General features: G+C 52.0%; 18 protein-coding genes. 9 read left to right on the top strand and 9 right to left on the bottom strand.

Annotated features, from left to right (window positions below; translation table 11 throughout):
- Positions 1-998: 998 nt before the first annotated feature.
- Both WFM49_RS11805 and WFM49_RS11800 read left to right on the top strand, forming a co-directional pair.
- A complete protein-coding gene (locus WFM49_RS11805; RefSeq protein ID WP_336973384.1) occupies positions 999-1,379 on the top strand; it encodes a hypothetical protein in 381 nt (126 codons plus the stop codon).
- A complete protein-coding gene (locus tag WFM49_RS11800; RefSeq protein ID WP_336973382.1) occupies positions 1,360-2,271 on the top strand; it encodes an exopolysaccharide biosynthesis polyprenyl glycosylphosphotransferase in 912 nt (303 codons plus the stop codon). The genes WFM49_RS11805 and WFM49_RS11800 overlap by 20 nt, the downstream gene beginning before the upstream one ends.
- A gap of 24 nt (positions 2,272-2,295) precedes the next feature.
- Here WFM49_RS11800 and WFM49_RS11795 read toward each other — a convergent pair whose 3' ends face one another.
- From WFM49_RS11795 to WFM49_RS11780, 4 genes are all read right to left on the bottom strand, one after another.
- A complete protein-coding gene (locus WFM49_RS11795) occupies positions 2,296-3,405 on the bottom strand; it encodes a glycosyltransferase family 4 protein (protein WP_275424293.1) in 1,110 nt (369 codons plus the stop codon).
- Positions 3,406-3,410: 5 nt separating this feature from the next.
- Entirely contained in the window at positions 3,411-4,448 is a 1,038-nt protein-coding gene (locus tag WFM49_RS11790; RefSeq protein WP_336973378.1) for an EpsG family protein, read from the bottom strand.
- Position 4,449: 1 nt separating this feature from the next.
- On the bottom strand, positions 4,450-5,199 hold the full coding sequence (locus WFM49_RS11785; protein WP_336973375.1) for a glycosyltransferase: 750 nt from the start codon (positions 5,197-5,199) through the stop codon (positions 4,450-4,452).
- Positions 5,200-5,814: 615 nt separating this feature from the next.
- Complete coding sequence (locus tag WFM49_RS11780) at positions 5,815-6,885, bottom strand: Wzz/FepE/Etk N-terminal domain-containing protein (protein ID WP_336973373.1); 1,071 nt, start codon at positions 6,883-6,885, stop codon at positions 5,815-5,817.
- An 802-nt stretch (positions 6,886-7,687) separates the two neighbouring features.
- Between WFM49_RS11780 and WFM49_RS11775 the strand changes: the two genes are divergently transcribed.
- The 4 genes from WFM49_RS11775 (at position 7,688) to hpaI (ending at position 11,238) form a co-directional block, all read left to right on the top strand.
- Positions 7,688-8,701 (top strand): ABC transporter substrate-binding protein, encoded by a 1,014-nt coding sequence (locus WFM49_RS11775; RefSeq protein WP_336973371.1) that lies wholly within the window; start codon positions 7,688-7,690, stop codon positions 8,699-8,701.
- A complete protein-coding gene (locus WFM49_RS11770; protein WP_336973369.1) occupies positions 8,701-9,531 on the top strand; it encodes an ABC transporter permease in 831 nt (276 codons plus the stop codon). Before WFM49_RS11775 ends, WFM49_RS11770 begins: the two co-directional genes overlap by 1 nt.
- A complete protein-coding gene (locus tag WFM49_RS11765; RefSeq protein ID WP_336973367.1) occupies positions 9,507-10,250 on the top strand; it encodes an ABC transporter ATP-binding protein in 744 nt (247 codons plus the stop codon). Before WFM49_RS11770 ends, WFM49_RS11765 begins: the two co-directional genes overlap by 25 nt.
- A gap of 181 nt (positions 10,251-10,431) precedes the next feature.
- Positions 10,432-11,238 carry a 4-hydroxy-2-oxoheptanedioate aldolase gene (hpaI, locus tag WFM49_RS11760; protein WP_336973365.1) on the top strand — a complete coding sequence of 269 codons (807 nt, stop codon included), beginning with the start codon at positions 10,432-10,434 and terminating at the stop codon, positions 11,236-11,238.
- A 120-nt stretch (positions 11,239-11,358) separates the two neighbouring features.
- On the opposite strand, the gene WFM49_RS11755 is transcribed toward hpaI, so the two are convergent.
- From WFM49_RS11755 to rimO, 5 genes are all read right to left on the bottom strand, one after another.
- Positions 11,359-12,246, bottom strand: coding sequence for a LysR family transcriptional regulator (locus WFM49_RS11755; protein WP_336973363.1), 888 nt, complete (start codon positions 12,244-12,246; stop codon positions 11,359-11,361).
- A gap of 300 nt (positions 12,247-12,546) precedes the next feature.
- Positions 12,547-13,308 (bottom strand): maleate cis-trans isomerase family protein, encoded by a 762-nt coding sequence (locus WFM49_RS11750; protein WP_009458584.1) that lies wholly within the window; start codon positions 13,306-13,308, stop codon positions 12,547-12,549.
- Between the two features lie 122 nt (positions 13,309-13,430).
- Positions 13,431-14,438 carry a UDP-glucose 4-epimerase GalE gene (gene galE, locus WFM49_RS11745; protein WP_336973360.1) on the bottom strand — a complete coding sequence of 336 codons (1,008 nt, stop codon included), beginning with the start codon at positions 14,436-14,438 and terminating at the stop codon, positions 13,431-13,433.
- 37 nt (positions 14,439-14,475) lie between these two features.
- On the bottom strand, positions 14,476-15,000 hold the full coding sequence (locus WFM49_RS11740; RefSeq protein ID WP_009458586.1) for a gamma carbonic anhydrase family protein: 525 nt from the start codon (positions 14,998-15,000) through the stop codon (positions 14,476-14,478).
- 161 nt (positions 15,001-15,161) lie between these two features.
- Positions 15,162-16,481 (bottom strand): 30S ribosomal protein S12 methylthiotransferase RimO, encoded by a 1,320-nt coding sequence (gene rimO / locus WFM49_RS11735; protein ID WP_252605578.1) that lies wholly within the window; start codon positions 16,479-16,481, stop codon positions 15,162-15,164.
- A 204-nt stretch (positions 16,482-16,685) separates the two neighbouring features.
- On the opposite strand from rimO, the gene rsmB reads away from it, so the two are divergent.
- The 3 genes from rsmB to WFM49_RS11720 are packed head-to-tail and all read left to right on the top strand — an operon-like array spanning position 16,686 to position 20,959.
- Complete coding sequence (gene rsmB, locus WFM49_RS11730) at positions 16,686-17,990, top strand: 16S rRNA (cytosine(967)-C(5))-methyltransferase RsmB (protein ID WP_321291058.1); 1,305 nt, start codon at positions 16,686-16,688, stop codon at positions 17,988-17,990.
- Between the two features lie 48 nt (positions 17,991-18,038).
- Complete coding sequence (locus WFM49_RS11725) at positions 18,039-18,623, top strand: DUF4390 domain-containing protein (protein ID WP_026483737.1); 585 nt, start codon at positions 18,039-18,041, stop codon at positions 18,621-18,623.
- Positions 18,623-20,959, top strand: a complete 2,337-nt coding sequence (locus WFM49_RS11720) for a sensor histidine kinase (RefSeq protein ID WP_250757259.1) — start codon at positions 18,623-18,625, stop codon at positions 20,957-20,959. Before WFM49_RS11725 ends, WFM49_RS11720 begins: the two co-directional genes overlap by 1 nt.
- Positions 20,960-20,964 lie beyond the last annotated feature (5 nt).

The raw sequence follows: 20,964 nt of genomic DNA, 5'->3' as shown, positions 1-20,964 counted from the left end.
CTAATCCTGCGTCTTACAAGTGTAAGGGTGGCATGAGCGCGTAGGTGACTGAGCGCTGTGAACAGCTTCCTACCATTGCCCCGACCCCATAGACCTTGCCGCTGGGCGCGTGGCGAAAGCGGAATACTGGCTATTTTCAAGCAGCGTTAAGGAGTAAATAAGTTCTTCACCATCGAGCGGCACCTGAATGATTCTAAACTGCAGGTGTCAGCTACCGTTTGGTTGTGGGCAAACGTGTAGAATCAGCCCAAACCTTTTGTGGCCTTTGATGCCGTGCAGGCGATGTCGTGCCAGGGGGATAAGAGATCAGGGCAGAGCGAGCAACGACATTTAAATGGATGTGTTCCGACACTATGTGGTTACAATTTAGCATCCACTTTCGCAGGCGTTACTACTTTTTCAACGCCATCAGTCTATGATTGGCAGAGCGGCTTGTTGAGCCATTGTTCTCGCCTAAACAGAAGGTAAACGATACCTGACTCGGACGCTTCCCTATTTTTGAACTATGGCTTTTACTACTCTTCTGTCTCGTCAGGGCTATCGTATGGCATCTGTGTCGCCATTTCTTTTCCTTGCCAATCTTCTGTCGACGAAAAGTGGTCATTCATATGTATTAGACGTGCTGGCTCTGTATTCTTTCTGGCAGCTTCAGGACTCACGTGTTGGCCTCAAGCTGTCAGAGGCATGGATCTTGAACTGGCGGATGGGCTTGCTTGCTTTTCTCGGCTGCTTGGTACGGCTATTCGGTTGACGCCTATGACGTTCCGGTTAAGCTGAGTGGCGTGCGGTTTCGTGCATAGTCAGGGGCATTCGTCGTTTAAGCTATCAAGCTGGGCAGCGACTGGCAATGATAGAAATTAGCTTTCATTTGCAACTATTTCATCTTTAGTCAGGTGCAGTCCAAGTTGAGGATGATATCACTCTGCTACTGTTTCCAGTTTCCTTAACTATGTTTTGGTCGTTTTTTTTAGCTCTTATTAAGTAGGAACTGCTTCTGCATGACTAATATACCGACTCGACGATTTAAAAAACTGCATGAGCAGATTTTGCTATCCCGTATTTTGTTTTTCCTGATTGGATGGTTGTTTGCTGTTATTTTACCTGCAGTGCTTTATTGGAATATAGATGTATTATTCAGGCCAAATGCTGGTCAGTATGTGGGTTTGTTGACGAGTACAATAGCCTTCTGGAGCGCGAATTTCAGTTTGAAGCACTGGCTTATGCCTTTCCCGGGGGGGGCGGTCTGTCGGCTTGGTTATAACTCAGGTTTTTACTATTTATCTGGCTGTGTTTTTTATTACGCTATTTCTCAGAGTAGAAGCTTCGCGGGCTTTGTTGTTAATGTCAGCCGCCTTGGCCATGTTATTTTTCTTGTTTGAACTGCGCGTGGCCCAACTATACTATCGTAGTAAATTGGCGGTGCTGCCTAAGGGTTTTTCCTTAAACCTGTTGGATCTTTCCCAGGTGGATGTTAGACCGCTGGACGTCTTGGATTTGGGAGGCGTTCGTTATGATGGTATTGTGGCAGATTTCGGGGTTCTGAATTCTGAAGATGAGCGGTTTCTAACTTCTTGTGCCTTGCAAGGGCTACCGGTATATAATGCCAAGCAGATTTATGAATCCATTACAGGCCGTGTAAAAATTGACCGTATGTCAGAAAATCCTATCGGGGCTCTATTGCCATCCCCTGCATTTGAAAGGGTCAAGCAGTGCATTGATACTGTACTGGTTTTGCTGGCAGTTCCATTTTGCCTTCTGATTGGGTTTGTTACGGCTTTGTTGATAAGATTGGAAAGCCCGGGGCCGGTTATTTATTCACAAATACGTATAGGTAAAGGAAATCGTCCTTTTCGAATTTATAAATTCCGCAGTATGCGTTTTGATATCGAGGCTCCACAGCAGTTTGCCGGGGAAAATGATCCCCGCATCACGCGGGTTGGTCGCATTATTCGCAAATTACGTATTGATGAATTACCTCAGTTTTTTAATGTCTTGAAAGGGGACATGAGCTTGATTGGACCGCGTCCAGAGCAACCCGTTTTTGTAGAAGAATTTGATCGGAAAATTCCATTCTACAGCTATAGGCATGTGGTTAAGCCTGGCATTACTGGTTGGGCTCAGGTTCGGCATGGTTATGCTGCTGATACCAATACCACTCAAGTCAAAATTGAGTATGACTTCTTCTACATTAAGCATTGTTCCTTCCGTATGGATTTCTACATTGTCTTGCTGACGCTACGTACGATGCTGACGGGGTTCGGGGCACGGTAATAATGCAAGCTGGATAGTACCTGCTTAGCGCAGGCACTCCTGGTACAGCTTTTCTGTTCTATCTACCATAGCATCGACGGTAAAGCGCGCGAGAAAGTCCTGCCTTGCCGCTGTCCCTAAACGTCGCCGAGTATCTTGTTGTTCGATCAGGACGGCCAAGTGTTCGGCTAGGACTTGGGGGTTCTGGCGAGGCACCAAGTAGCCATTATGTTCATGTTGTACACACTCGGCTACACCGCCCACATCAGTGGCTACAATTGGTAAACCCGCGCTCATGGCTTCCAATATGCTTAACGGAAGCCCTTCCCAGTTAGTGCTCAGTACAAATACATCAGCTTCGATCAGGTGCTGGTTTACCTTATCCGACGCGCCGTGAAAATAAACTTTATCCACCAAATTTAAGCGCTGATATAGTTCCTGAACCTGCCCTAGAGTTTCGCCAGTGCCCAGCAGATCCAATCGCCAATTCAGAGAGGAGATCAGGCTCAGGGCCTGCAGTAGAGTGACGTGGTCTTTTTGTTGGGAAAAGCGAGCCACCATAAGCAGTCGGACAGGCGCTCCTGCTTCTTTCGAGGCCGGGCGCACTGGCAGGTGTGGGTTCTGGTCCACCACTCCATTGTGGATAACTTGCAGTTTATTGCGAGGGAAGTGATAGCGTAAAGCCAAGTCTCTATCGTACTGTGAGACCGTAATGATTTTCTTGGCTAAAAAAGCGAGACTATACTCTATGCCTAGGTATAGGTTGCGTTTCTTCTTGGACACCCCTTCCGTAAATGCCCATCCGTGAGCGGTAAACACGCAGGGGACGCCTGAGAGTAGTCCAGCCACACGACCGATTACTCCCGCTTTGGAGGAGTGCAAGTGAAGTAGATCAGGTTTGGCTCGTTTGAGTATTTGCCTTAGTTGGAGTATACAGCGGTAGTCAGAATTAATTTGAATAGGGTGTACCAGTTCAGCCAGAGTTTGTATGGAGATGCCTCGTTGTCGGGCCCGATCGAAGAGTTCTCCTTTCTTGCCTCCTGCCAAAACCAGAATATCATGTCCGCGCCGTTGCATCTGTTCAGCAAGATCAAGCACATGTATGCCGGCGCCACCGATTTCGTCTCCGCGCGTGATTAGGTATAGTAATTTCATAATATTTAAAACAGCAGTTTGTAAGGCAAAAACGGGCTAATAGAAGAGTGCTCTTCATTTACAAAGCTGCGATACAAAAAGAGTAGCGAAATAACAGAGGCCGTGGCAATGAGCCATTTGCTACTTTTTGTGAGAGTTTCTTTTTCACTCGTATGCAGGTTAAGAAAAGCCAAGGGGATAAGGAAGGAAATTAAATCTAGGAATCGTAAGCCTGCATAGCTAATGAATACTAGACTATAAGCTAAAAATAACATTGCAAGACTGAGAAGTGCAAAGCGTATCTTGAGTTCTTGACTAATTGAGGACGTTAGACCGGCTAGTATAAGGAGAATACAGGATAAGACTTTTGGTGCACCAGAAAAAATGCTAGGCGCAGAAAAAGTAAGGTACAGGTTCAGCTTTTCAGAGAAGTATTGGTGTTTAAAATAAAATAACAATAAAAAAAATAGTGGAACTAAAATGACACTAAGAAAATACCACTTGATAGCAATTTTGCGGCTGAGTAAATATAAATAAAATACGCTTAGAGCATGTGAGTAATGAGATAGAACGGCTAAAGCTCCAAGACCTGTAAAATTAACGTATTTATATCTTGCTAGCTTATGTGCTGCATGAAGTATAAATACGCTACCCATGCCTAGTCGGAGTGCATTCATGGAATAGGAGAAGTAAAAGACTGGTAGAAAATATATTACAAAAACGAACGCTTCGTCTTTAGATGCATAAATAAAATAAGCAAAAAAAACTACGCTAATGCTTAGCGTTACTAGACGTACAGTAAGTATGGGGCTTTGAGTTAGATCTGCAAAGCCGTAGAATAAAAATCCAAATACAGGTTCCCAATTTAGCTTTCCAACTTGGTTGATGTACTCTTCTATAATATCTTCATAGGAATGGGTGTCAGTTCCGACTAATCCACGCAAGGTGGAAGCGGCTGCTAGAACAATGAATAGTAAAATAAAAAAAAATTTACCTGTGTATCGAGATTTTTTTAGTGTTAGAAAGCACAGGAAATTGAAAATCCATAAAATAATATAAAGCATATTATTTTTTGTTTGGCTTAAGAATGGCCTTGCCTATTTGTACGAAAATTGCAAATAATCTATTTGGGTTTTTCTTTAGAAAAAATTCGCGTAAGGAATAGGCTGCGCTTTCAGCATAGCCTAGAAGTTGACCTTTGGATGCGGCATCGTGTATTCGATAAAGCACTAGCTTTTCGGGCATATTATCCCACCTTACAATGTTACGGCCAAGACGTAACCATAGATCATAGTCTTCCGTGTTAAAACCCGCGTTATAGCCTCTTGCCTCTATAAATAATTGTTTCTTGGCTAATATGGTATTGTGTGCAAAAGGATTCTTAAAAGGCAAGTAGCGAGCAATGTTGCTGCCTTTTGGATAGCATTGCTCTCCCAGTTCTTTACCCTTAGAATCTATCAGAGTTAAATCGCATCCCACCATATCCAATTCAAACTCCAGTAGATGATTTAGCTGTTTGGCAAGTCTCTCGGGTAAAGCAATGTCATCGCTATCCATGCGCGCGATATAGTCAAAGCGGGCATGGTCTAAACCTAAATTTAAGGCATAGCTTAGCTGACCTATCTTAGACTGGATAATGTGTATACGTTTATCATGAGAAAATTGATTTTTTATATAGCCGGCAACTTGAGCGTGTTGAGCGCCATTAGCAATTATGATGAGTTCTAGATTGCGTTCGGTCTGGTCCAAAATACTTTGGATACTTGCGTTTAGATAGGCATCGACGGCATGCACGCCCATAATGACAGAAATCATTTTTCACCCATAAATCGTTTTATTCATGGAAATACCATTTATTTTGTATTTTAAGGAAAAGGTAAAATAATTCAGAGCATAACTCAGGGGCTGTAGCGTCAACTATGGCTGCTTTTGTCATTCAAGCCCAACTGTTCGAAACCTTGGGAACAATCTTGAATAGAAAAAATACGTTTTTTCGATATGCACGTCTGATAAGGCTTGTTTTTTAGCCGCACTATAGACGTAAAATTCCTGCAGCAGGTTAAATGCAGATGCTTTGGGATACAACTCGTCTTCTTTGTTGATGAAGCCAGGAATGTCGAAAAAAAAATAGGCTAGTTTGGCAGGTTCAGATTCAATACCGATAATGATGGAAGGCCCAAGCTGGCCGCTTCTAAGATGGCAGTGCCTGAGCCGATGAAAGCGTCATATTTTAATAGGGTGGCATACCGCTCAAAGTAGGAAACGTTGCCATGCGAGTGTAAAAACCCTGCATCTGTTCTTGCTGAATCTTAACTTCAGTTTGTGATTTGGAATTGCCTCAGCCATAGATGTGACAATGATAGTCTACATGTTTCTGATGTAGTTGACGTACAACTTCTATTATCCAAAGATTGTAAGTTTTGAAGTCTACTAAACATGGTCGGGACGCATTACGGGGGGGCGGAACGCACTGAAAAACAGTACAAATAAGCAGGATGCCCCAAAACCGCCTAGTATGCTCAGCGCCATGATAAGCATAGGGCGTGGCCAGATGGCTATACTGCTGGGCTCTGCGACTCGGTCGATATTTATGACTTTTAGATGAGTCGGATTGATTTGTATGGCGTTCAGCAATGCTTGCTTCTTGAGTAGATCGTTCAGTTCAGGAATGTAGGGATCATTATTCTCGCGCTGCTCGATGATCTGGATCTCAGATTCCAAGGCTTTTGATCCTCTTAGATAAAGGTTTTCGTCCGAGTAAGATGTGATCAGATTTCCTTGTGTCGGAGGTTCGAGCAGATGAATGGATTGGGCCAGATGCCAGGCATCCTTGAGGCGCTTTATTTTGGCTTCGCGCTCGATTTCAGCGGTGCTGCGCAAGGTTTTTATCTGGTCCTCAGTAACCTTTTGACGAATGCGAACGGCGCTCTGCAGTGCTTGTACCAGCTCATCGCTGGCAGATGCTCCGGCCAATTGCACATACTGGTTGGCCCAATCCGCATTCTGCTGACTATCGGGGCCGCTGAAGCTAAGTATGTGCCCGTTTTCACCTTGCTGGCGAACTTGCAACTGCTCTGTAAACTGATTCCAGAGTCGTTCGTGATCTTTTTGAGAAACTGTAATGGGTAAAGATGGCAAATAATATTCGTTAAAAAATTTTAAACGAGTGGAATAAGCGTGCAAGTGCCTTAAGAAAAATTCGTAGCTTTCTTTGGGTGTAAGTTCGTTTAGTTCGTTTTTTTCTTTAGTTCGCGACATCAAGTCTGAGATGGCGGGACCAGCCAACTGAGCTGCTAAATTGTATTCAGTCAAATCGGCACGTTTCGGCTGTAATAGCTCAACCTGAGAAGCGTAAATAGGGGGAGTTATTGCAATATATATGATTCCTGCGATAGTACAGGCAGTAGTGCAGGCCACAATCCACCATTTTCTTGCCCAAGCGCACAGCAGGAGCTCTTTGAGATTGAGATCCTCTGTCTCTTTTGTTGCATGTTGAGTCATTTCTGAGTTCATTGCCTATGTATGTGATGTAACAAGTTTTCCCGGCTTTCCGCCTTCCAATGATTCCGAGTTATGCAGCGATTTCTTTATCTACTACTCTACTAAGTGGACTTCATCAAGCCCTTGGGCATGATCAGCAGCAAAAATAGCCAAAAATCGACAAAGAAGCTCGGCTTCCTCGCTGCTAGTACCTTGGCAAGGTCTTTGTTAAAGCCTTTGGGCGGTGTATGGACGTAACTCATTCCTATCAAATGTCGATGTGCCATGAGCCTGTAGTTTTGCAACAGATGGCGAAAGTTCTAGATCGTCGTTCTATCAGATACCCGTCCGTCCTGAAACTGAGTAAATTGACACGTACAAGGCCTCTTCCATTGCTACTTCCCGCAAGCTGAACAGCTGCTGCAGAATGTGGGTCTGCCGTACCGCTCCTAAGGGATACGATTGGTGATCCACCGTCCCAAGCTTCTAATCCTGCTGAACTGGCCAGTGTACGAGATACGTGGGATGGCACAGCTGGATCACTGAATTGCAGCATCGTATTTAAGCTATGGCCAACAATAGAACTCCAGCATGACATCCCAGACATTGTATACACTATGAATTTAGTCAGTGTTGCAGTTTGTGTGTTCTACTCATGGGCGATCATCGAAACGTGTCTATGAGAACGGTGGGCACAAACTTACAGTCAAGGATGCGAATGGAGAAAATCGAATACTATATATATTGATGAGCTATAAGCAAATAAAGATGCGTCTCCCCAACAGGTTTAAGCTTCAGTTTTCGCCTGTTTCACGAGATCGTTATGTTTTCCCGTTATTTAGCCCCTGGCCTTCTTGCTCTATCCGTCTCCTTCTCCGCACAGGCTGCCGAGCAAGCTCTGGAGATCGGCTATTTGCCCATCATGCCTGCCGCTCAATTGTTCGTGGGCTTAGGGTCTGGCGACTTATTGCCAGAGGGACAAGCGGAACCCAAGCTGGTTCAGTTTCAAAGCGGTCCAGCGCTGACCCAGGCCTTGATCGCCGGTCAGCTGGATGTTGCCTATGTCGGTATTGGCCCTGCCTTGGTGGCCAAGGCTAAAGAGGCCGACGTCAAAGTTGTTGCCTCCAACATTGTGGAGCAGGTCAGCGTGGTCGCTATTGGCGATCTGGCTGCCTATCTGGATGCCGACAAGCCTGATTTCGCAGCGGCTGTGGCCAAATTCACTCAGGAAAAAGGCCACAAGCCCAAGGTTGCCAGCTACCCCAAAGGCGCTGTACCTGAAGCCGCCCTGCAGTACTGGCTGCGCAATATGCTGAAAGTCGATCCTGATGTGGTCGAAGTTATTTACCAGGGTGAAGCACAGATTCAGCAGGCCTTGAGTAATCATGCTGTAGATGCGGCTGCCATTCTTGAGCCTACGGTTAGCCAGATCCTGCAGCGTCAGCCCGACGCCAAGATTGTGGCTCATGGCGGTGAGCTGTTTCCCAATGAGCCAGGTTCGGTGCTGCTGGTACGCGAAGGCTTGATCAAGTCCAATCCTGAATTGGTTCAACATCTGGTGAATGCACACCTGCGTGCTACGGCTTTGTTGCGTGATGAGCCTGCCAAAGCCACTCCTTATGTGCAGAAGTATGTAGGCGGTGGTCGCTTGCCTAAAGAGATTGTGCAAGCCGCTATCGAGCGCTCGCGTGATCAGTTCCAGCCTGACCCTCACAAGATTATTGATGGCACGGTTCAGCTGCAGGATTTCCAGGTTTCTTTAGGCACGCTGGCTACCAAGCTGGATGATGTTCAAAGCCTGTTTGACGTTCGCTTTTATGAAAAGGCAGCACCGTAATGAGCGTTGCGAAACAAGCAAGTTTGCCCGCCACGGCTGCACCGGCACCTGCCGGTGCTTTGGTTGATGCCTTGTGGCGTCGTGGTCTGGAACGAGTTGTTTATGGCCTGGCTGGCTTGGCCCTGTTCATCGTGGTGTGGCGTCTGGCTTATGTCTATGGCTGGGCTCCGCGCGGTACCTTGCCGGATCCATTAAGCCTGCCTTCGGCCTTGTTCCAGGAAATCGAAGCGGGTCGTCTCTGGCCTGCAGCTCAGTCCAGCCTGGTGCATTACTTCTGGGGCTTGGGCATTGGCACCGTTTTAGGGATTGCCTTCGGCCTGGCGGCGGCCACCATTCATCGCTTTGATTTACTGCAAGCTTACTTGGTTCGCTTGCTGCGTCCTATCCCGCCCTTGGCGTGGGTGGTGTTTGCAATTGCCTGGTTCAAGGTCAGCCACACTGGTGCAGCCTTCGTGATTGCAATCGGTGTGTTCTGGCTGAATTACTTTGCCACTTACAGTGCGGTGCGTTCGGTCGATCCCCGCTATTACGAGTTGGCTGCAGCTTTTGGGCATAATTCTTATTTTTCTCGCGCCTGGACGGTAGTGTTGCCAGCGATCAGCCCCGGCTTGTTGAGTGGTGTGCGTGCCGGTATCGGTCAAGCCTGGATGACGCTGATTGCGGCCGAGTTGCTGGGTGTGCCTGGCATGGGTCAGGAAATGAATGCCGCGGCGGGTGTGGGTGCTTACGATGCAGTTGTGGTCTATATGTTGATCATCTCGGTGGTCTACACCTTGTGCGACATGCTCTTTCTGACTTTCAACAAATGGGTACTTCAGTGGCAGCCTTGATTCAGTTCCAGGGGTTTGGTTTTCAGTACCCCGGTGCGTCTGCACCTGTTATCCGCGATGTGAATCTGGAAGTGCAGGCAGGGCATTTTGTGGCGATTGTAGGTGGTTCGGGTGTAGGCAAGAGCACCTTGTTGCGTGCGGCAGCCGGTTTGAGCCAGCCCAGCTTCGGACATCTGCGTTCCAACCTGCAAGATAGTCCTGGCCGTCGTGCCAATGCCTTCGTGTTTCAGGACAGTCGTCTGTTACCTTGGCGACGTATTGCTTCCAACGTGGCTTATGGTCTGGAAGGGTTGGGCTTATCGCGTGAAGAGCGTGATCAGCGTGTGGATGCCGCCTTGAATCAGGTGGGTTTGGCGCATCTGAAAGACCGCTGGCCGCATCAACTGTCGGGTGGTCAGGTACAGCGTGTTGGCATTGCCCGTGCCTTGGCTGTGCAGCCGGATTTGTTGTTGATGGATGAACCTTTTTCTGCCGTGGATGCCTTGACTCGTCAGGCCTTGCAGGATGAGCTGGTTCAAGTGTGGCAGCGTAGTTCGGCAGCGGTTCTGTTTGTGACGCACGACATTGACGAAGCGGTCTTTTTGGCCGATACCATTATCGTTCTGGGTGGCAGCCCGGCTGGTGTCAGCGCCCGGATAGAGGTAGACCTGCCACGTCCGCGAGATCGCACTACACTCCGCTTTGGGGAGTTGGTGAAAGAGGTTGGTCAGGCCTTGTAATTACGTCTGCCATTGCATCAAGAAGAACGGCCCATTGAGTGGGCCGTTTCTGTTGCCCACTCTTGTCTGCTGGTTCTGCATGGGTATGCTCAGAGACAAAACAATCAGGCCCTGTGCTCACTTCTACCTTGCGCGCTTTACACTACTTGTTTGACGCCTAAACACATGACAAGGAGAGGACATGAAGCACCCGGTAAATGCATTCAAGCAGGCTTTGCGGCAGGGTCAGTCCCAGATTGGTTTGTGGCATGGCTTGGCCAGCCCGTATGTGGCGGACCTCTGTGCAGGCCTGGGCTATGACTGGATCTTGCTGGATGGCGAGCATGTTCCCAATACGGTACAGACTTTGTTGGCGCAGTTGCAGGCCGTATCGGCCCATCCTATTGCGCCGATTGTGCGTCCCAGCTGGAATGACCCTGTGCAGATCAAGCTGCTGCTGGATATGGGGGCTCAGAATCTTTTAATCCCCATGGTGCAAAACGCTGAACAGGCCAAAGCGGCTGTTGCCGCAACACGTTATCCTCCGCACGGTATTCGCGGGGTGGGGGCAGCCTTGGCGCGTGCTGCTCGCTGGGGGGCGACCACGGACTATGTAGCGTGGGCCAATCAGGAAATGTGTGTAATTTGTCAGGTGGAAACTCGCGAGGCACTGGATAATCTGGACGAGATTCTGGCGGTGGAGGGCGTGGACGGTATTTTCATCGGCCCGGCGGATTTGGCGGCCAGTATGGGGTATTTGACCGAACCAGGGCATCCAGACGTTTTTTCAGCGATTGAGGATGCGATTGTGCGTATCAGCAAGGCGGGTAAGGCTCCCGGAATCTTGCAGGCCAATGTCGAGGCAGCGCATCACTATTTGTCCTTGGGGGCCTTGTTTGTGGCCGTAGGCGTGGACGCGGTGTTATTGCGGCAGGCGGCAACGGCTTTGTTGGGTCAATTCAAGGACGAGGTCGAGGTGCCCGTTGCTCAGCCCGGCGCAGCTTACTAAAGCTGGTTTGATAGCCAGGCGTCTTGCGGATAGCTGCTCCGCCTCAGTTATGTTGTAAAGGCCGGGCCTGCTTATTAGACGATATGACCTTGGCCGTAGCACCGGCTAAGGTCGGCTTTCTTAAGCGCCGCTCTCGAGCAGGAAGCTCAGCAAGGTTTCGGCGCTGGGCTGTAAATCGCTACGGCGGCGCACACCGATCAGAATTTCTCGCTGACTCCATTCTTCGTCCAGCTCAATCACACGAGTATTGGGGATCTGATAAATGCTGGCACTCTTGCGCGGCAAGATGCCAATACCCATGCCCGCATTGATCAATAAGCACATGGCGTCGTAGCCCGACACTTCGGTGCGGATGCGCACGGAGCGGTTGGCTTCCATGGCGGTTTTGGTGATCTGGTAATGCAGCTGCGTGCCGGTCAGTAGCGTAATCTGCTCATGTTCCAGCGTCTGCTCGAAACGGATTCTTTCATGCTGAGCCAAGGGGTGATTGATAGGCACCAGCACGACTAGCTTGTCACTGCGAAATGGGTAAGCTTCGATATCGGCTGCATAAGGCAGGCGGGTAAAGACACCCAGGTCGGCTTTGCCCTCTGCCAGAGCCCGAATAATGTCCAGGCTGGTTTGTTCTTCCAGTTGCAGGGGAATAGCGGGGTGCAGACGTCCAAATTCGCCCAGAGGCTCGGCCAGAAACTGAGAGATAGCCGATGTATTGGCCAGGATATGTACCAGCCCTTGCTGGCCTTGCGAGAACGCCTGCAGGCGTGTCTCTATCTCCTGGGCGCTATTGAGCAGGGCACGGGAACGATAGAGCAGCTCCAAGCCCGCCGCAGTTGGGCTGACACCTTTGTTCGTACGCAGCAGCAAGGTGGTGTTCAGAGACTGTTCCAGATCCGCAATCCGGCGGCTGACCGCGGCGGCAGCAATATGCTCACGCTCTGCCGCTTGGCTGATCGTGCCTTCTTCCAGGATGCGGACAAACAGTTTGAGGGTTAGAAGGTCCAGTTTCATGCAGGCATCATATCGCTTTTTTTTGCTTATCTGCATCTGAGCTGACGGTGGCAGCGGAGAGAGTCATCGCCCTAAGCTCTATGGCTATTTCGCGTCGTGTCTACGCCATAGATCCATACGGATGTAGTAGTAGAGGGTGTTATCAGCCTGTATCGAGGGCGCACGACCGTCCATGGCTTGGCGTTTGTTTATGAGCCGCCACAACTGCGGTTTTTACGGCGCGCATTGAGGACGTCTAAGCATAAAAAAAGCCCCGCCGACTGTATGTCGGCAGGGCTTTGTACAGCTAAACCTGTTCGATCAGGCTTGTGGCTTGGCGCCAGACAGGATGTGGCCAGCGTTAGGAACGCGGGTTTCCAGACCCAGGGTCTTGAGCATTTGGTACACGGTGCAAACAGCGGCGGACAGAACGGGCTTGCCGATCTGGTCTTGAGCGCGCTGGATAGCAGGCAGGGAAGGCATCTGCACGCAAGCGGACAGAATAACTGCGTCCACGCCGTCGTGGTTCAGGCGCTTGACGTGCTCCAGCAGGTTCTCTGGATTCAACAGGCCCACTTCCAGGTTGTCCGACACTTCCAGGCTGATGGAGTCTTGAACTTCGATGCCTTCAGCTTCGATGTAGTCAGCCACGCGCTTGGTCAGCGGCTTCATGTAAGGGGTGATGATGGAGACTTTCTTGTAGCCGAATTCTTTCAGCGTATCGACCAGGGCACCGGCCGAGCTCAGCACGGGAATTTCCACGCCGTTGTCTTTTACGGTGTTTTGCAGACGCTCTTGCGAGACGCGGTGGTAGCCGTCGCCTTGGGCCATGATGGCGACCAGGCAAGCGTAGGCCATCACGCTCATGCGGGCGTCGCTTAGCTCAACAGCACAGCGATCGCTGGCGATGTCCATGGCTTTCAGCTCTTCGGGATTCACGTGCATCATGCGCATGCGCGAGGAGTGGAATGTGAAGCGCTCTTCAGGAAACTCGGCGTAACGAGCCTGCAACATGGCAGGAATCTCGGTTTCCATGGTGGTGTTGGAGCTGGGAACGATCTGACCAATGCGGTAGGTTTTCATAGGGATCTGTCTCTGAAGGTGGTTTTTAGATTGACGCCTTCATTCTAGGACCCGTTTTCTTCCTTGCAAATCAATCATCTGTCAACGTGCCATCGCCAACGGCGATGGCAGGAGGGCAGAGATCAGGACTGGCCGGATTGCCAGCGCCAGGCGTCGTCGCACATTTCCTGGATGCCTTTTTTGGCTTCCCAACCCAGTGTTTCGCGGGCTTTCTGGGTATCGGCCCAGCAAGCAGCGATGTCGCCGGGACGGCGAGGGACGAGCGAGTAGGGGATAGAGTGTCCACAGCTGTGGGCGAAGGCTGCAATCATCTCGAGAACGGAATAGCCCTGGCCTGTCCCCAAGTTGACAGTCAGCAGCTCGCTATCCTTGGTTTCCAGGTATTCCAAGGCGGCAACATGGCCTTCAGCCAGATCAGTGACATGGATGTAGTCCCGCACGCCAGTGCCGTCTGCTGTGTCATAGTCGTGGCCGAAAACTTGTACTTGTTCACGTTGTCCAGTCGCAACTTGCGCGATATAGGGCATCAGATTATTAGGAATGCCTTGGGGGGCTTCACCAATCAGTCCGGACTCGTGAGCGCCTACTGGATTGAAGTAACGTAGCAGGCCAATGCGCCAGCCCGATTCGCTTTGGTAGAGGTTACCCATTGCTTGTTCCAGCACCAGCTTGGTGTGGCCATAGGTATTGGTTGCGGACAGTGGGTGTGTCTCTGGAATGGGAAGCTGTTGGGGATCGCCATAGACGGTAGCAGAAGACGAAAACACCAGGGTGCGCACATTGGCCTGCTGCATGGCTTGCAACAGAGTCAGCGTACCAGTGATGTTGTTGTCGTAGTACTTGAGTGGTTGGGCGACCGACTCGCCCACCGCTTTCAAACCCGCAAAATGAATGACTGCCGCAATTATGTGTTGCTGAAAAATCGTGTCGAGCAAGGCTCGATCCCGGATATCGCCTTCGATGAAACCGGTTTGAGTACCCGTAATTTTCTCGATGGCATCCAAGACGCTTTTTTGGCTATTGCTCAAGTTGTCCAGGATCAGAACCTGATAACCGTGTGCAATCAACTCCACACAGGTGTGAGAGCCGATAAAGCCGGTACCGCCAGTGACAAGAATGGTTTTGCCCATGGGTCTTTCCAGTTAAATGCAAGTTGAAAAGAAGTGCTTAGTCTATGCGTTTCAAGGCCGTTTTGTAGTGGCCACCGCGTTGGGCGTAAACACTGGCGTTTTGACGTAGCTTGGCAATGTCCTCATCGCTCAGGGTACGTACGGCTTTGGCAGGCGATCCGATGATCAGGCTGCGTTCCGGGAAGACTTTGCCTTCCGTGACCAATGCTCCAGCACCAACCAGGCTATCGCGACCGATGACGGCACCGTTCAGCACGACCGCCTGGATGCCGATCAGCGCGCCTTCACCGATGGTACAGCCGTGCAGCATGGCTTGGTGGCCGATGGTGACATGGTCGCCAATATCCAGCGGGTAGCCTGGATCGGTGTGCAGTACTGCGCCTTCTTGCACGTTGGAGCCTACACCCACGGTAATGGTTTCGTTGTCGCCACGGATAACGGCACCGGGCCAGACACTGCTTTGCTCTTTCAAAACGACCTTGCCAATCAGGGTGGCCTCTGCGGCAACAAAGCTGCTGTCGTCGATTTGTGGGGCGTGTTGATCTAATTGGTAGACAGGCATGAAAGATCCTTGGGTAATGTGCCGGGCCGCCTATGCCTGAATGAGAAGGGATAGGCAGCAGAGCAGGTGAGCAGGGAAGTTAATGAGGGGCTTGCGTATAAAAGCCAGTGTGATCATTGTGACCCCACTGGCTCGATCAGGCTATCAGGACTAGCCAGTGCTTAAATCTGTTCACCAAACAAGTCATATTCACTGGAATCCGTAATGCGCACGCGCACCATTTGGCCGGGTTCCAGTTTTTGTTCGCTGGTGATGAAGACGTTGCCGTCAATTTCGGGGGCGTCGGCGCTGGAGCGGCCAACGGCATCGCCGTCTTCGTCGATCTCATCAATCAGCACGTCCATTTCGCGGCCCACTTTGGCAGCCAGGCGAGCGGTGGAGATGGCTTGCTGATGTTCCATGAAGCGTTCCCAGCGCTCTTGCTTGACTTCGTCAGGGACGATGCCGTCGAGTTTGTTGGCGGGGGCGCCTTCCACGGGGGAGTACTGGAAACAGCCGACGCGATCCAGCTGGGCTTCGGTCATCCAGTCCAGCAGGTACTGGAAGTCTTCCTCGGTTTCGCCGGGGAAGCCCACGATGAAAGTGGAGCGGATGGTCAGATCCGGGCAGTCCTGACGCCATTGCTTGATGCGAGACAGGGTGCGGTCCTCAAACGCAGGGCGCTTCATGGCGCGCAGCACGGAAGGGCTGGCGTGCTGGAAGGGGATATCCAGGTACGGCAGCACTTTGCCCTCGGCCATCAGGGGAATGATATTGTCCACATGCGGGTAGGGGTAGACGTAGTGCAGACGCACCCACGCACCCAGCTCGGACAGGGCGGCGCTCAAGTCCAGCATGCTGCTCTTGACGGGGCGGCCATTCCAGAAGCCGGTGCGCTGGCGGATGTCCACGCCGTAGGCGCTGGTGTCCTGCGAGATCACCAGCAGCTCTTTGACACCTGCCTTGACCAGACGCTCGGCTTCGCCCAGCACCTCGCCGACAGGACGGCTGACGAGCTTGCCGCGCATGGACGGGATAATACAGAAGCTGCAGCTGTGGTTACAGCCTTCGGAAATCTTCAGGTAGGCGTAGTGACGCGGGGTCAGCTTGATGCCTTGTGGCGGTACCAGATCAATGTAGGGATTGTGGTCCAGCGAGGGCGGGGCGGCTTCACGCACGGCACGCAGGACTTGTTCATATTGTTGGGGGCCGCTGACGGACAGCACCGAGGGGTGTACGTCGCGAATCAATCCTTCGTCCACACCCATACAACCGGTGACAATGACACGGCCGTTCTCAGCTAGTGCCTCGCCGATCGCTTCCAGCGATTCAGCCTTGGCGCTGTCGATAAAGCCACAGGTATTGACCACCACCACATCTGCATTGTCGTAGCTGGGGGTGATCTGGTAGCCGTCGGTACGCAGCTGGGTAAGAATTCGTTCGGAATCGACCAGGGCCTTGGGACAACCCAGGCTCACGAATCCGACTTTGGGGGCGCTCATAGAGGGTCCTTCTGGAGCTTGAGGGCTCGAAATTGGGAAATAGGCTTGATTTTACCGTCCCATGCCCGGATGCGTGCGGATCTTGTGCGTTTGAGCCCGGTTTATGCGGCAAATAGTGCTACAGTCGCAGTCATATTTTTCTTTTCTAGCGGTTGTTCTGTGTCCGACACCCATCTTTCCCCCTCTTTGCCCCTGTCCGAAGTCATGCTGCTGAGCGCGCGCAATATTGAAGGCGTGCTGGCAGGCAAGTCCCTGACTGAAAGCCTGGCTGCAACGCCAGCGCCAGCCCGTGCGGCAGTGCAGTCTGTCAGCTTCCATGTTTTGCGCCGTCTGGGCCATGCCCGTCAGATTCGTATCACGCTGGTGCCGCGCCAGCCCAGCAATACCTGGCTGGATGCCTTGCTGATGGTGTCGCTGGCCTTGCTGGATACAGCCATGCGTGTGCAAGAGGATGCCAGGACTTTTGAGGATCGCCCGGATGTGCCGGTCTATGCCGTGCATACGGTGGTGGATCAGGCTGTGCGTGCGGCTGATAGCCAGGCTGCGCTGCGTCTGTCCAAGGGCTTGGTGAACGGGGTGCTGCGTCGCTTTACACGCGAGCGCAAGATGATCCTGTCTCAGGTAGAGAGCCGTCCCGAAGCACGCTGGAATCATCCTGGCTGGTGGGTCAAGGAATTGCGTCGTGCTTACCCACGTGATTGGGAAGCGTTGTTGCAAGCGGCTAATCGCCCCGGTCCTTTGACCTTGCGTGTGAATCAGCGTCGTTGCTCGGTGGAGCGCTTGCAGGCGGTGCTGACGGAAGCCGGGATTGCGTCCAGCAGCCCCGGCACGGGTGCCGTTACCTTGGACAAGGCCATGCCGGTTCAGGCGATTCCTGGGTTTGATCTGGGCTGGTGGTCGGTGCAGGACTGGTCGGCTCAGCAAGCCGGTCTGCTTTTGCCAGTCAAGGATGGCATGCGCGTGCTGGATGCTTGCGCGGCCCCGGGTGGCAAGACCGCTCATTTGCTGGAGCAGGCGGATGTTTCCTTGTTGGCCCTGGATTCGGACGGCGAGCGTCTGGAGCGCGTAGGTCATAACCTGCGTCGTCTGGGCCTGGCCAGCGACAAAGTTCAATTGAAACGGGGCGATGCGGCTCGTCCTGCCCAGTGGTGGGATGGTCAGCCCTTTGATGCCATCCTGGCTGACGTGCCTTGTACCGCTTCGGGTATTGTGCGTCGTCACCCCGATATTCGCTGGTTGCGCCGCGAGTCGGACATTGCCGATACCGCGCGTTTGCAAAGCTCTATACTGGATGCCTTGTGGTCCACATTGCGGCCCGGCGGGCATTTCCTGTATTCGACCTGCTCGATTTTCCCGGCTGAAGGGGAGCAACAGGTCGAGGCATTTCTGGCCCGTCACCCCGAGGCGCAGCTTTTGGACTCTCCTGGCCAGATTTTGCCCGGCGTTGCGGGACGATCGCTGGCAGATGGCGACGGTTTTTTCTACGCCTTATTTACGCGCCCGGTTTGACTTGTCACAATTAGGGCTCTGACTTTGTCCTTTTTGCGGTTAATCACGATGTGGCGCGTTTTTCTGTCTTTTCTGCTGATTTTCAACTGCGCGCTAAGCTCGGCCAATACCATTGTGCCGGTCGCTACGTCGGGAGAGCGGGTCGTCAAGGTCGAGCCCCATATTCGGGACGAAAAACTGTATATCGACGCGGATGTCGAATTCGAGTTAAGCCCGGAATTGCGTACCGCTGCCGAGAAAGGGGTGCCGCTGTATTTCACGGTTGAAGTGGAATTGGCCAAACCCCGCTGGTACTGGTTTGACAAAAATGTTGTTAAAGAACAACAAACTTGGCGGGTCGTGTATAACGCCCTGACCCGACAGTGGCGCGTGGGCACCGGGGACCTTTCTCTGCCCGAATCCTCCATGAACGACGCATTGGCCATGCTGCGGCATATTCGCGGCTGGGCCGTGGCCTATGTGGCTGATCTGGATCGCGACCAGGAATACCAGGGTCGTGTACGTTTGCGCCTGGATACCTCTTTGCTGGCCCGTCCGTTTCAAGTGGACGCCATCAATAGTTCTGCCTGGACATTGGCTACTCCATGGAAAACCTTTTCCTTTTCCGTCTCCGTCGACGAGCCCCAACCTTGATACGTTGGATCTTGCGCACCGCTCTGTTCGGAGCGGGTGTCAGCGCGTTGGCGCTGTTTTCTCTTCTTGTCTGGTCTACGGGTAATGCTTCGCGCTATGCGCAGCAGTATGACTTGCTGCTGGTGCTTAACGGTGTACTGGCCGCCACGCTGATTTCCTGGGTGCTGTTGCTGACGATTCGCCTGTTCAGACAAATACGCCGGCGTCAGTTTGGTGCCCGCATGACGGCGCGCTTTGCCTTTTACTTCACCCTGATCGGCATTATTCCGGGGGCATTGATTTATCTGCTTTCGGTGCAGTTCATGTCACGATCGATCGAGTCCTGGTTCAACGTGCGGGTAGATACGGCGCTGGAATCAGGCTTGAGTCTGGGACGTGCCGCCCTGGATTCGCAGCTCAATGAGCTGGAAGGTCGTGCCAATGAAATGGTGTCGGCACTGAACAAGGCGGATAGTGCGCAGTACAGCAGCTTGCTGATCTCCTTGCGTGAGAACAGCGGGGTGACGGAGGCAATGGTGTTCTCCGGCAATGGCCGTTTGATTGCCTTTTCCTCAGCACGGTATGACACCTTGCTGCCGGATATGCCGCCCTCCAGCGTGATGAATCAGCTGCGTATTGCAGGCCGCTATTCGGCTGCCGAGGTGGATGATGATGCGCCTGTTCACGACAACGGCCTGGACGAAGGCGGGGTTCCCGCAGAGTCCACGGGCTTGCGTCTGCGCACGGTTCTACCATTGGCCGATCCCAATCGCTTTGCGGCAACCTTGAGTGGCACGGCAGACTCGCGCTGGCTACAGGTCATTCAGCCTGTGCCGGACAAGATTGCACGCAACGCCAACCAGGTGCAGCAAGGTTTCCGGGATTATCAGGAGCTGGCTTTATCTCGTCAGGGCTTGCGCAAGCTCTACGGCATAACGTTGACGCTGGCCTTGATTCTGGCGGTGTTTACGGCTGTGGCGGCTGCCTTGGCCTTGTCGCGCCGCCTGACGCGTCCTTTGCTGACATTGGCTGCCGGGACGCAGGCGGTAGGGGTAGGGGATTACCGGGCTTTGCCTGAGCCACCTGCCAAAGATGAAGTGGGCCAGCTGACCCGCTCTTTCAATGCCATGACTCGGCAACTGGATGAAGCGCGCCGCATGGTCGAGAAAAATCGTCTGCAGCTGGAACGCTCCAATATGTACCTGGAGTCAGTGCTCAGTAATCTGTCCAGTGGTGTACTGGCGTTTGACGAGATGTTCCGCGTCACCATGTTCAACCAGGGGGCGCAGCGTATCTTGCAGGTGGACTTGCGCTCCATTAAAGGTCGTCCGCTGGAAACGCTGGAAGGGGCCATGACCTTTGCCTCGATGATACGTGAAGCCTTTTCCACGCATCAGGCCATGGGCTCGGATCATCCTTACTGGCAGCAGCAGTTTGAATTGGAAATGCAAGAAGGTAATGAAGCGCGTGATACTATCGTCACCGTTTTGGCCCGTGGTACCTTGCTGCGTGTAGATGGTCAGCCAACCGGGTATCTGGTGGTGTTTGACGATATTACTGACGTGATTTCCGCCAGCCGTCTGGTGGCCTGGAGCGAGGTGGCTCGACGCCTGGCACACGAGATCAAGAACCCGTTAACGCCTATTCAGTTGTCGGCCGAACGACTGGCCATGAAACTGGAGTCGCAGCTGGATGAAGTCCATGCTGCCATGTTGCTGCGCTATACCAATACCATCGTCAATCAGGTCAGTTCGCTGAAAAAGATGGTGGAAGATTTCCGAGAGTATGCTCGTAAACCGGCGACTCAGATGCAAGCTCTGAATCTGAACGAGCTGATTACCGAAGTGCTGACTTTATATGGTTGGGACCCGGAAGAAGGCATGGTCCGGGACGATGGTTATAGTGTGGCAATTGATGTGGAGCTGGACCCTGATTTGCCCATGGTTCAAGGCGACCCCACGCAACTGCGGCAGGTTATCCATAATCTGCTGGCCAATGCTCGTGAAGCGGCTGCCCAGGATCAATCACTTGACCAGGCGCATGTATTTGTTAAAACCATGATTGCGGGCGTAGAAGGTTCCGACTCTTCTGATGCGGTCAGTTTTGTGGTGTCAGATAACGGGCCTGGTTTTGATCCCCAGATGCTGGTGCGCGTTTTTGAACCTTACGTAACCACCAAGCCCACCGGCACGGGTCTGGGACTTGCTATAGTTAAGAAAATCATCGAGGAGCACGGCGGCAGAATCGATGTTTCCAATCGTCGTGAGGGGGGGGCTCGCATTTCCATCCTCTTTACCCGGCTTGCTGGCCAGCATATTCGTCTGGACTCTGGGCGGCGAGCAAACGATAATGCGTAAAAATC

This window comes from Alcaligenes sp. PF14 (assembly GCF_037150615.1).
GTDB lineage: Bacteria > Pseudomonadota > Gammaproteobacteria > Burkholderiales > Burkholderiaceae_B > Alcaligenes > Alcaligenes phenolicus.
Note: the sequence above shows the minus strand (reverse complement) of the source record. Positions and strands in the feature narration are given on the sequence as shown.